Origin of the sequence: Burkholderia sp. AU38729 (genome assembly GCF_020419725.1) — a bacterium.
Lineage (GTDB): Bacteria > Pseudomonadota > Gammaproteobacteria > Burkholderiales > Burkholderiaceae > Burkholderia.
Genome location: NZ_JAIZQO010000008.1, coordinates 421,844 through 432,858, shown reverse-complemented (window position 1 = coordinate 432,858; position 11,015 = coordinate 421,844). Strand labels below are relative to the sequence as shown.

Annotated in this window: 9 protein-coding genes and 1 pseudogene; 2 read left to right on the top strand and 8 right to left on the bottom strand. The window is 67.0% G+C overall.

Features of this window, described 5'->3' with window-relative positions:
- The 3 genes and pseudogenes from LGM56_RS23080 to LGM56_RS23070 all read right to left on the bottom strand — a co-directional run.
- Positions 1-157: pseudogene (locus LGM56_RS23080) on the bottom strand (multidrug transporter); the annotation flags it as partial.
- Positions 157-3,357, bottom strand: coding sequence for an efflux RND transporter permease BpeB (bpeB, locus tag LGM56_RS23075; RefSeq protein WP_039368427.1), 3,201 nt, complete (start codon positions 3,355-3,357; stop codon positions 157-159). The pseudogene LGM56_RS23080 and the gene bpeB, both read right to left, overlap by 1 nt.
- Positions 3,358-3,372: 15 nt before the next feature.
- Positions 3,373-4,647: an efflux RND transporter periplasmic adaptor subunit gene (locus LGM56_RS23070; RefSeq protein ID WP_089495538.1), complete on the bottom strand. Its 1,275-nt coding sequence runs from the start codon at positions 4,645-4,647 to the stop codon at positions 3,373-3,375.
- Between the two features lie 401 nt (positions 4,648-5,048).
- Between LGM56_RS23070 and LGM56_RS23065 the strand changes: the two genes are divergently transcribed.
- The gene (locus LGM56_RS23065) at positions 5,049-5,690 is read left to right on the top strand and encodes a TetR family transcriptional regulator (RefSeq protein ID WP_124580883.1); all 642 of its coding nucleotides are present in this window, start codon (positions 5,049-5,051) and stop codon (positions 5,688-5,690) included.
- An 83-nt stretch (positions 5,691-5,773) separates the two neighbouring features.
- Here LGM56_RS23065 and LGM56_RS23060 read toward each other — a convergent pair whose 3' ends face one another.
- On the bottom strand, positions 5,774-6,439 hold the full coding sequence (locus LGM56_RS23060) for a cysteine hydrolase family protein (RefSeq protein WP_226206856.1): 666 nt from the start codon (positions 6,437-6,439) through the stop codon (positions 5,774-5,776).
- 152 nt (positions 6,440-6,591) lie between these two features.
- Between LGM56_RS23060 and LGM56_RS23055 the strand changes: the two genes are divergently transcribed.
- Positions 6,592-7,608, top strand: a complete 1,017-nt coding sequence (locus LGM56_RS23055) for a helix-turn-helix domain-containing protein (protein ID WP_226206855.1) — start codon at positions 6,592-6,594, stop codon at positions 7,606-7,608.
- A 41-nt stretch (positions 7,609-7,649) separates the two neighbouring features.
- Here LGM56_RS23055 and LGM56_RS23050 read toward each other — a convergent pair whose 3' ends face one another.
- The 4 genes from LGM56_RS23050 to LGM56_RS23035 all read right to left on the bottom strand — a co-directional run bounded on the left by LGM56_RS23050 (position 7,650) and on the right by LGM56_RS23035 (position 10,905).
- Entirely contained in the window at positions 7,650-8,357 is a 708-nt protein-coding gene (locus LGM56_RS23050; RefSeq protein WP_089456843.1) for a CoxG family protein, read from the bottom strand.
- Between the two features lie 28 nt (positions 8,358-8,385).
- The gene (locus LGM56_RS23045; RefSeq protein ID WP_089495542.1) at positions 8,386-8,745 is read right to left on the bottom strand and encodes a DUF427 domain-containing protein; all 360 of its coding nucleotides are present in this window, start codon (positions 8,743-8,745) and stop codon (positions 8,386-8,388) included.
- Between the two features lie 132 nt (positions 8,746-8,877).
- Entirely contained in the window at positions 8,878-9,315 is a 438-nt protein-coding gene (locus LGM56_RS23040) for a carboxypeptidase regulatory-like domain-containing protein (protein WP_089495543.1), read from the bottom strand.
- A 105-nt stretch (positions 9,316-9,420) separates the two neighbouring features.
- Complete coding sequence (locus LGM56_RS23035) at positions 9,421-10,905, bottom strand: DegQ family serine endoprotease (protein ID WP_226206854.1); 1,485 nt, start codon at positions 10,903-10,905, stop codon at positions 9,421-9,423.
- Between the last annotated feature and the right edge of the window lie 110 nt (positions 10,906-11,015).

Below are 11,015 nucleotides of genomic sequence, written 5' to 3'. Positions count from 1 at the left end.
TGCGCGCGCCGGCCGCACCCGGCTGCGTCGCGTAGACGCCGCCGGCCGGGTACGCCTGCGCGACGGGTGCATCGGGCCGCTTGTAATGCGGCGCCATCGTGCAGCCCGTGGCGAAGAGCGCGACCGCGATTGCAGTCAAAGCGTGTTTTTGCATCATCACTGTCCCTTGTTGCCTTCGTCGCCGTTGCCCGGCTTCTCTTCGTGGTGCGAGTGCTCCTGAGCCAGGCGCAGCGCCTCGTCGACGTCTTCCTTCTCGCCGCTGAAGATCGCGCGGATCTTCACGAAGAACATCGGGATCATGAAGATCGCGAGGAACGTCGCCGTGATCATCCCGCCGATCACGCCCGTACCGATTGCGTGCTGGCTCGCCGAACCCGCGCCGTTGCTGATCGCGAGCGGCATCACACCGAGAATGAACGCGAGCGACGTCATCAGGATCGGACGCAGCCGCAGGCGCGCCGCTTCCAGCGCGGCCTCGATCGGCCCCATCTTCTCCGTCATCTGCAGTTCGCGCGCGAACTCCACGATCAGAATCGCGTTCTTCGCGGACAAGCCCACGGTCGTCAGCAGGCCGACCTGGAAGAACACGTCGTTCTCGAGGCCGCGCATCGTTGCCGCGAGCAGTGCACCGATCACGCCGAGCGGCACCACCATGATCACCGAGAACGGGATCGACCAGCTTTCATACAGCGCCGCGAGACACAGGAACACGACGAGGATCGAGATCGCGTACAGGATCGGCGCCTGCGAACCGGACTGGATTTCCTGGAACGACAGGCCCGTCCACGAATAGCCGATACCGACCGGCAGCTTCTTCGCGATCTGTTCCATCGCAGCCATCGCCTGACCCGTCGACTTGCCCGGTGCGGCCTGACCCTGGATTTCCATGGCCGACACACCGTTGTAGCGCTCGAGCTTCGGCGAACCGTACGTCCAGTGACCGGTCGCGAACGAACTGAACGGCACCATCCCGCCCGACCCGTTGCGCACGTACCAGATGTTCAGGTCTTCCGGCGTCATCCGGAACGGTGCGTCCGCCTGCACGTAGACCTTCTTGATCCGGCCGTCGGTATCCAGGAAGTTGTTCACGTACTTCGACGCCCAGGCGATCGAGAACGTCTGGTCGATCGCATCCGCCGTCACGCCGAGCGCGTTCGCCTTCTCGCGATCGATGTCGACCTTGTACTGCGGCGTATCGTTCAGGCCGTTCGGACGCACACCCTGCAGCGTCGGATCCTTCGAGGCCATCCCGAGCAGCTGGTTACGCGCGGCCATCAGCGCATCGTGGCCGAGACCCGCGTTGTCCGTCAGCTCGAAGTCGAAGCCGGCAGCGGTGCCGAGTTCTGGAATCGACGGCGGGTTGAACGGGATCACGATCGCGTCCTTGTAGCCCGCGTAGCGCCCGAACATCCGGCCGATCAGCGCCTGCACCTTCTGGTTCGCATGCTGACGCTGCGAGTAGTCCTTCAGGCGAACGAACACGAGACCGGAGTTCTGGCCGCGGCCGGCGAAGCTGAAGCCGTTGACCGTGAACGCCGATTCGACGATTTCCTTCTCGTCCTTCAGCAGGTAGTCGGAAATGTTCGCGAGCGTCTTCGCGGTCGTTTCCTGCGTCGAGCCCGACGGCGTCTGCACGATCACGAACATCAGGCCCTGGTCTTCATCCGGCAGGAACGACTTCGGCAGGCGCACGAACAGCAGGCCGACCGCGACGATCACGACGAGGTAGATGATGAGCCAGCGGCCCGAGCGCTTGATCACGTGGTGCACGCCGACGTGGTACTTGTCGCGGCTGTTGTTGAACGTGCGGTTGAACCAGCCGAAGAAGCCCTTCTTCTCTTCGTGATGCCCTTGCGGGATCGGCTTGAGGATCGTCGCGCACAGGGCCGGCGTCAGAATCAACGCGACCAGCACCGACAGCACCATCGCCGACACGATCGTCAGCGAGAACTGACGATAGATCGCGCCGACCGAGCCGCCAGAGAACGCCACCGGCACGAACACCGCCGACAGCACGAGCGCCACGCCGACGAGTGCGCCGGTGATCTGGCCCATCGCCTTGCGGGTCGCCTCCTTCGGTGACAAGCCCTCTTCCGCCATCACCCGCTCGACGTTCTCCACCACCACGATCGCATCGTCCACCAGCAGGCCGATCGCGAGTACAAGGCCGAACATCGACAGCGTGTTGATCGAGAAGCCCACCATCGACATGATCGCGAACGTGCCGAGCAGCACGACCGGCACCGCGATCGTCGGGATGATCGTCGCCCGTAGGTTCTGCAGGAACAGATACATCACGAGGAACACCAGCACGATACCTTCGAGCAGCGTCTTGACCACTTCCTCGATCGACAGCTTCACGAACGGCGTCGTGTCGTACGGGTACTTCACGACGAGGCCGTGCGGGAAGAACGGCGCCAGTTCGTCGATCTTCGCGCGCACGGCCTTCGCGGTGGCGAGGGCGTTCGCGTTGGTCGCGAGCTGGATACCGAGTGCCGCGGTCGGCTGACCGTTGTACTTCGTGTCGAAGTTGTAGTTTTCACCGCCGAGCTCGAGCTTCGCGACATCCTTCAGGCGAACCTGCGAGCCGTCCTGGTTGACCTTCAGCAGGATGTTGCCGAACTGCTCGGGCGTCTGCAGCAGCGTCGACTCGGTGATCGTCGCCTGCAGCATCGTGCCCGGCGTGGACGGCGTGCCGCCGATCTGGCCACCTGCGATCTGCACGTTCTGTGCGGAAATCGCGGTCGACACGTCGACCGGCGTGAGGCCGTAGTTCGTCAGCCGGGTCGCATCGAGCCAGACCCGCATCGCGTACTGCGAGCCGAACAGCGTGACGGTACCGACGCCATTCAACCGGCTGATCGGGTCCTTCACGTGCGACGCCACGAAGTTCGCGAGGTCGTATTTGTTCATGCTGCCGTCTTCGGAGTTGAAGGCGAGCACCAGCAGGAAGCTGCTGCTCGACTTCGTCACCGAGAGGCCGAGCTGCTGCACGACCTGCGGCAGAATCGGCGTCGCGAGCGACAGCTTGTTCTGCACCTGAACCTGTGCGATGTCGGCGTTGGTACCCGGCGCGAAGGTCAGCGTGATCGTCGCGTTGCCCGAGTCGTCACTGGTCGACGACATGTACAGGAAGTTGTCGAGACCGCTCATCTGCTGCTCGATCACCTGCGTCACCGTGTCTTCCACCGTCTTCGCGGAAGCGCCCGGGTAGTTCGCGGTGATCTGGATCGAGGGCGGCGCGATCGTCGGATACTGCGAGATCGGCAGCGTGAAGATCGCCGCAACCCCGGCCAGCATCAGGATGATGGCGATCACCCACGCGAAGATCGGGCGATCGATAAAAAACTTTGCCATGAAACAGGCTCCCTGTTATTGCGCGCTCGAAGCAGCGGCAGCACTCGCCGGCGCGGCGCCCGATGCGGCAGCACCGGAAGCGGCAGCGGCGCCGGAACCGGCGGCAGCCGGCGCGGCGGTGGCGGCGACGCCCGATGCGGCGGCAGCCGCCGGTGCGAGCTGTGCCGGTACCGACTTCACGGTCGCACCCGGGCGCACCTTCTCGCCGCCCTGCACGATCACGTGGTCGCCCGCTTGCAGACCGCCTTCGACGATCCAGTTCGGGCCCTGCATGCCGGTGGTCTTCAGCGGACGCGGCTCGACCTTGTTGCTGGCGTTCACCACCATCGCGATCGCCTGGCCCTTCTGGTCGTGCGTGACGCCGATCTGCGGCACCAGGAACGCGTTCTCGTTCACGCCTTCCTCGATCCGTGCGCGCACGAACATGCCCGGCAGCAGCACGCGGCCCGGGTTCGGGAACACCGCGCGGATCGTCACCGAACCGGTGGCCTGGTCGACCGTCACGTCCGAGAACTGCAGCTTGCCGGCTTCCGAGTAGGTCTTGCCGTCTTCCAGGATCAGCGACACCTTCGCGGCGCCCGGGCCGCTCGTCTTCAGGCGGCCGCTCTGCACGTCCTGGCGCAGCTTCAGGCCTTCGAGGCTCGACTGCGTGAGGTCGACATACACCGGATCGAGCTGCTGCACCGTCGACATCAGCGTCGCCTGGCTCGCCTGCACGTACGCGCCCGGCGTCACCTGCGAGATGCCGACACGGCCGGTGATCGGCGACACGACGTCGGTGTAGCCGAGGTTGATCTGCGCGGTATCGACCGCTGCCTTGCCGGCCGCGACGTCCGCCGCGGCCTGGCCTTGCGTGGCCACTGCGTTGTCGTAGTCCTGCTTGCTGACCGCGTTCGCGGCCACCAGCACCTTGTAGCGCGCGACCAGTGCGTTCTGCGTGACGAGGTTCGCCTGCGCCTTCGCGAGCGTTGCCTTCGCGCTGTTCAGTGCGGCGACGTACGGCGCCGGATCGATCTTGTACAGACGCTGGCCGGCCTTGACGTCGGTGCCTTCGGTGAATTCACGACGCAGCACGATGCCGTCGACTCGTGCGCGCACCTGCGCGACGAGGAATGCGCTGGTGCGGCCCGGCAGTTCGCTGAAGACCGGTACGGCTTGCGGTTGGACGGTGACGACGCCGACTTCCGGCGTTTGCGGCGGCGGTGCCGATTCTTTTTTCCCGCACGCGGCCAGGAAAACGGCGGCCGTCGCGACAGTGATTAAGCGGTATGGAACCCGTTCGACGCGCATGGAGCGACCTCTGTGTATAACCAATGGAATAAGTGCCGCACCCCACCGGAGGGAGCGCGACACGGATGCGCCTCACGGCGCAGATCGAACACCTGAAATACTGGACTGCTAGATACAGCAAGCGGCACGAAACCTCCGTGCCGACAGGTTGCCCCGCACTGCGGACTGGAACTTTGGCGGGAATCAGCAGAGTGGGATATTAACTGATTGCCACTTGGGTCATTCGATCGTAGGGTGGTATTGTATATACATTCATGAATGTATGTAAAAAGCCCGTTTATGCCCCGCCTGCCGTCCAGTCTTACGGATTGTTACCAATCGCAAGCATAGCCAGTCTATATGACTGCGCAGAGGGTTGCAGACCCTAAATTCACCTACGCTCATTCCAATCAGGCCTGCACATGGTCAGACGTACCAAGGAGGAGGCGCTCGAGACGCGTAACCGCATTCTCGACGCCGCCGAACACGTGTTCTTCGAGAAGGGCGTGTCGCACACGTCGCTCGCGGACATCGCCCAGCACGCCGGCGTGACGCGCGGTGCGATCTACTGGCATTTCGCGAACAAGAGCGAACTGTTCGACGCGATGTTCGACCGCGTGTTTCTGCCGATCGACGAGCTGAAGCGGATGCCGCTCGACGCGCCGGGCGGCAATCCGCTCGAGAAGATCCGGCAGATCCTGATCTGGTGCCTGCTCGGCGTGCAGCGCGACGCGCAGTTGCGCCGCGTGTTCAGCATCCTGTTCATGAAGTGCGAGTACGTCGCGGATCTGGAGCCGCTGCTCCAGCGCAACCGTGCGGGCATGAGCGAGGCGCTGCACGCGATCGATGCCGATCTCGCGGGGGCCGTGCGGCTCAAGCTGCTGCCCGAGCGGCTCGATACGTGGCGCGCGACGCTGATGCTGCACACGCTCGTCAGCGGTTTCGTGCGCGACATGCTAATGCTGCCCGACGAGGTCGACGCCGAGCAGCATGCGGAAAAGCTCGTCGACGGCTGTTTCGACATGCTGCGCTTCAGCCCGGCGATGCTGAAGGACGGCGACTGACCGCGCGTCGAGCGCGCGCTTGCGGGGTTGTTTGTTTCATCGGGCGGCGCGCCGCCCGCGCCCTCCCCCCTCTCCCTCCCGTTTCAGGCCACCGTCGCGCGCTGCGCGCGGGCCCGCCGGTTCGACGCGGCGACCGAATCGCGCTTCGGCATCGGCGCACCGGCCAGCCCCGCGATCCACGCGTCGGTCGACATCACGGCCGCGAAGTTCGACTGGAACACGACCGCGTACGTGCGGTGAATCTCCTCGGCGCTCACCGCGCCAGCTTCGTTCTCGTACGGCAGCGCACCCGTCGCGTCGTTCAGGTACTCGACATTCAGCCCCGCGTGCGCCGCGTGATAGACCGTCGACGCATTGCAGTTGTGCGTCATGTAGCCGGCCACCGCGAGCGTGTCGATCCCGTGCGCGTCGAGCCACGCAGCGAGGTCGGTCCCGGCGAACGAGCTTGCCTGCTGCTTCTCGATCAGGTGCGCATACGGCCGGCCGGCAACGACCGCGTGCAGCGCGACGCCGTCGGAGCCGGGCGCGAAGATCGGCGCGCCGGCCGGTGCGACGTGCTGGACGACGATCACCGGCACGCCGGCCGCATGCGCGGCGTCGATCGCGCGGCCGATGTTCGCGAGCGACACGTCGAGCGGCGGATAGTCGATCGGCAGGTTGCCCGTCACGTATTCGTTCTGGACGTCGATCACGATCAGTGCGCGACGGGGAACGGTTTGGGAAGCGGAATGCGGGACGGCGTTCGACATGGCGGGCTCCTGGTGCGGTGGCGCGGCCCCGCCCCGGAACGGGACGGCCAGCGGCGCGATGCGATGCATTGTCGGCGCGCATCGCTCACGGGGACAGTGGCCCGATAGCCATTCTTCGATAGAATCGGGCCATCGCCATTCCGGATCCCGCCATGACCGCCGCCGCCTCGTCCACCCGGACCGCCCAGCCTGCTCCGACCGTCGTTGCCGTGATCGCGTACGACGGCATCAGCCCGTTCCACCTGTCGGTGCCGTCGGTCGTATTCGGCAAGGAACGCGACGCGGCCGCCTCGCCCGCGTTCGAGTTCCGCGTCTGCTCGGCCGAACGTGGCCCGCTGTCGACGACGGGCGGCTTCACGATCACCGCGCCGTACGGGCTCGACGGGCTCGACGAGGCGGACATCGTCATCGTGCCGGCATGGCGCGACCCGGACGAAGCGCCGCCCGACGTGCTGCTCGACGCTGTCCGCGCGGCCGCCGCGCGTGGCGCGCAGCTCGTCGGGCTGTGCCTCGGCGCGTACGTGCTCGCTGCGGCCGGCCTGCTCGACGGCCGCCCGGCCACCACGCACTGGGCGTGGGCCGACGACTTCGCACAACGCTTTCCGCGCGTGAAGCTCGATCCGGACGTGCTGTACGTGGACGACGGCAACCTGATGACGTCGGCCGGCACGGCCGCCGGGCTCGACTGCTGCCTGCACGTCGTCCGGCTGCGCTTCGGCTCGGACGCCGCGAACCAGATCGCGCGCCGCCTCGTGATCCCGCCGCACCGGCAGGGCGGGCAGGCGCAGTACGTGCCTCAGCCGGTGGCCGCGCACCCGCGCGATGCGCGGCTCGCGGGCCTGCTCGACTGGGTGCGCGCCCACCTCGACGTCGCACACAGCGTCGATTCGCTCGCCGAACGCGTGCTGATGAGCCGGCGCACGTTCACGCGCCACTTCCGCCAGGCGACCGGCACGACCGTCACCGCGTGGCTGCAGGCCGAGCGGCTCGCGCGCGCGCAGCATCTGCTGGAAACCACCGGGCAATCGATCGATGCGATCGCGCAGGCGGCCGGCTACGGGTCGAGCGTGTCGCTGCGCCAGCATTTCGCGGGCGCGCTCGGCACGTCGCCGTCGGCATATCGAAGGGAATTTCGCGGCGCCGGAGCCGGCGCCGAGGTCGTGCGGTAACGCGCGCGGCGAGCAGCCTCGCAGCGGAACCGGCCGGCCGCTCAGCCGCCGTTGATCCAGCGCGCCGCGTACAGCAGCAGCGCGACGAAGACGATCATCGCGGCCCACGCCCACACGGGCACGGTGCCGGCGCCGCGATGCGGGAGCGCGCTGGCGGCACGCCCGCTCAGCGCACCGCCAAGGTGCGGCGGCAGCGCACGCTTCGTCGCGGCCACCAGCGACGCCGGCCGCAGGAACACGTGCTGGCGCCGTGGCACGGCCGAGCGCGCGCGATTCGGTGCAAGACCGTGCTTCGCCTGCACGACCGTGCAGAATTCACGGAAGAAATCGTCGGTCCATTCGCGCAGCGTGTTTTCGATCTGCCGCCCCGGCAACTCGGTGAGCGGGCCGCTTGCCGTCGCCCAGACGACGTACTCGATGCGCGTGGCGTTCGCATCGTCATCCGGCATCAGCACGAGTTCGACCTGGCCGCGCAGCGCGCCAAGCCCGTCGGCCCGCGCCTTGAAGTTGAGCACGCGGCGCGGCTGCCCTTCCGCGTCGCCCTGCTCCGCGGCCGCATGCGCGCGCACGTCGTAGCGGGCGCGCAGCGGGCCGAGCGGCACCGTGATCGTCAGCGCAAACTCGCCATGCGCAAGCTTCACGAAGGATTCGCAATGGTCGAAGCTCGCGCGCAGCAACGCGAGATCCTCGAATGCCTCCCGCACGACGGGCGGGGCGAGCGGTATGCGTAACGTGTCGTTCAGTTCCATGACGCCTCCCCGATGAACACGCGCCGCATCAGGACGTCTCGACGAGACTGTCGATCCGTGCGGCGTCGAAGGCAACGTAGTGCGCGAGCGCCAACGCAGCCGCCTTCGGTGCCTCGTAACTCCACGCGGCGTTCTCGATCACGCCGTCTTCGGTCTGCAAGTCGAAGTGCACGGCCTCGCCCCTGAACGGGCAGGCCGACGTAACCCCCGACTTCACGAGCCGGCGCATGTTGACGTCGCTGCGCGGCAGGTAGTGGATGTCCGGCAGGCCCGTTTCGCGCACAGTCAACGCGCCGTGCGAATCGGCGTACGTAATGCCGCGATGGATCACGCGCACGCGATGGCGGTTCGGCACGATTTCGAGACGAGGGTCGGCTGCGTCGGACATCGTTTCTCCTTGGGGCGGCCCGGCCAGGCCGGACTCAGGAAACGAAAAAGCCACGGCACGAGTGCCGTGGCTTTCATTATGGGCGAAACCGCAGCCGAATGCGCAACCCCGGCCGGGGCCGCGCGCGGCGGGCTACTGTGCGCTCCACTGGAAGGCGGTTTTCGCGCCGCCCTTCGCGCCGACCGTGACGGCGTGGGATTCCTCGTTGCCCTGGTACGACGCCTGCACCGTATAGCGGCCCGGCGGCACCTTCACGAGCATGTACGGCCCGCGCGCGTCGGTCTTCAGCACTTCGGTACCCTTGCCGTCGACGATCCGCACATGGACGTCGGCCAGGAACTCACCGCCCTTGCCGGTGAACCGCAGCGCCAGCGGCCAACTCGGCTCGTTGCGCTGGAACGCCGTCGATTCGTCCAGCCCGACGCCGCCGGACACGAAGGTGACGTCGCCCTGCTGGCGCGCGGCGGGCAAGCCGTCCGACTGCGCGTACGCGCCGGTCGCTCCGGCTGCGAGGCCGGCGGCCAGCGCCGCGGCGACGGCAAATCGGGACACGTTGCGTAGATATTGCATGGCTCTCTCCTTGGGGTCGGAACACATACAGGGCGCCGCGCCAAACCTTCAATACGGCGGCGGCGCCCGCCGCGGCCGGCCTGGCCGGCCATCGGCCGTCGCCGGTCAGCTCAGGTCGACCGGCACGAAGATCTGTGCATTATCGCGCTGGATCAGCAGAGCAAGACTGTTGCCCGCCCCCTTGACCGCTTCGCGCAACTGCTCGGGGCTCGTGACCGGACGGCCGTTGACCGCGAGGATCACGTCGCCGGGCTGGATTCCTGCGTTGGCGGCCGGCCCACCGGCCTGCTGCACGATCAGGCCATGCGACAGGTTGGCGGCACTGCGCTCCTGCGGCGACAGCGGACGCACCGCGACGCCCAGGCGCCCCTGCTCGACCGGCCCGCCGTCGTTCGACGCGAGCTTCGCGTCGGCCATCGCGCCGAGCGTCACGCTGATCGACTTCTTCGACTTGTCGCGCCAGATCTGCAGGTCGGCCTTCGAACCCGGCTTCAGGTTCGCGATCTGTGCGGGCAGCGACGTCGAATCGGCAACCGGCGAGCCGTTGACCGACAGGATCACGTCACCCGGCTGCAGGCCGGCCTTCGCGGCCGGGCCGTTGGCGTCGACCGAGCTGACGAGCGCGCCGTCCGGCTTCTGCAGCCCGAACGAGCTCGCGAGCGTCTGGTTCAGCCCCTGCACGGCGACGCCGAGGCGGCCGCGGCTCACGTGGCCCGTCTTCACGAGTTCGTCCTTCACCTTGATCGCTTCGTTGATCGGGATCGCGAACGACAGGCCCTGGAAGCCGCCCGTCTGCGAGTAGATCATCGAGTTGATGCCGATCACCTCGCCCTGCAGGTTGAACAGCGGGCCGCCCGAGTTGCCGGGGTTCACCGGCACGTCGGTCTGGATGAACGGCGTGTAGTTCTCGTCCGGCAGCGCGCGCGACTTCGCGCTGATGATGCCCGACGTGACCGTGTTGTCGAAGCCGTACGGCGAACCGATCGCGACGACCCACTGGCCGACCTTGCTCTGCGCCGGGTCGCCGATCTTCACGGTCGGCAGGCCGCTCGCGTCGATCTTCAGCACCGCGACGTCCGACTGCTTGTCGGAGCCGACGACCTTCGCCTTGTATTCGCGCTTGTCGGTCAGCTTGACCGTGACGACGTTCGCACCGTCGATCACGTGCGCATTGGTGAGGATGTATCCGTCGGAGCTGATGACGAACCCGGAACCGAGGCTCGCGCTCGGCTGGTCGTCCGGCTGCGCGTCGCCGCCCATGCCCGGCACCTGGCCGTAGAAGTGCTTGAAGAACTGGTAGAACGGGTCGCTCGGATCGATCGGCAGCTGCGGCTGCGGCACGCGCCGCGACACCTGCTTCACGACGTGCTTCGCGCTGATGTTCACGACCGCCGGGCCGTAGGTCTCGACGAGCCCGGAGAAATCGGGGATGCCGGTCTTCGCGGCCGCTTCGGCCGGCATCAATGCGGCGGCCTGCGCGGGCGTGATGATCTGCGGATCGGCGCGGTGGGTGCCGGCGACATAACCGGCGGACAGGGCGGCCGCCACGGCGACCGCGACGGCGCCGCGCGCAAGGAATCGGGTATTCATCGTAGGACCTCCTCTTTGTTAGGACGCAGCGTAACGACCCTGACTTAAAGGAGGCTTAATCAGCCTTAAGCGGGGCTTAAGCGGCCGCCGGCGCCTGCGCGGGGTCGTGC

Excerpts from the sequence above, each read along its gene's own strand:
- bpeB (WP_039368427.1), bottom strand. The coding sequence starts at position 3,357 with ATGGCAAAGTTTTTTATCGATCGCCCGATCTTCGCGTGGGTGATCGCC.
- LGM56_RS23070 (WP_089495538.1), bottom strand. The coding sequence starts at position 4,647 with ATGCGCGTCGAACGGGTTCCATACCGCTTAATCACTGTCGCGACGGCC.
- LGM56_RS23065 (WP_124580883.1), top strand. The coding sequence starts at position 5,049 with ATGGTCAGACGTACCAAGGAGGAGGCGCTCGAGACGCGTAACCGCATT.
- LGM56_RS23060 (WP_226206856.1), bottom strand. The coding sequence starts at position 6,439 with ATGTCGAACGCCGTCCCGCATTCCGCTTCCCAAACCGTTCCCCGTCGC.
- LGM56_RS23055 (WP_226206855.1), top strand. The coding sequence starts at position 6,592 with ATGACCGCCGCCGCCTCGTCCACCCGGACCGCCCAGCCTGCTCCGACC.
- LGM56_RS23050 (WP_089456843.1), bottom strand. The coding sequence starts at position 8,357 with ATGGAACTGAACGACACGTTACGCATACCGCTCGCCCCGCCCGTCGTG.
- LGM56_RS23045 (WP_089495542.1), bottom strand. The coding sequence starts at position 8,745 with ATGTCCGACGCAGCCGACCCTCGTCTCGAAATCGTGCCGAACCGCCAT.
- LGM56_RS23040 (WP_089495543.1), bottom strand. The coding sequence starts at position 9,315 with ATGCAATATCTACGCAACGTGTCCCGATTTGCCGTCGCCGCGGCGCTG.
- LGM56_RS23035 (WP_226206854.1), bottom strand. The coding sequence starts at position 10,905 with ATGAATACCCGATTCCTTGCGCGCGGCGCCGTCGCGGTCGCCGTGGCG.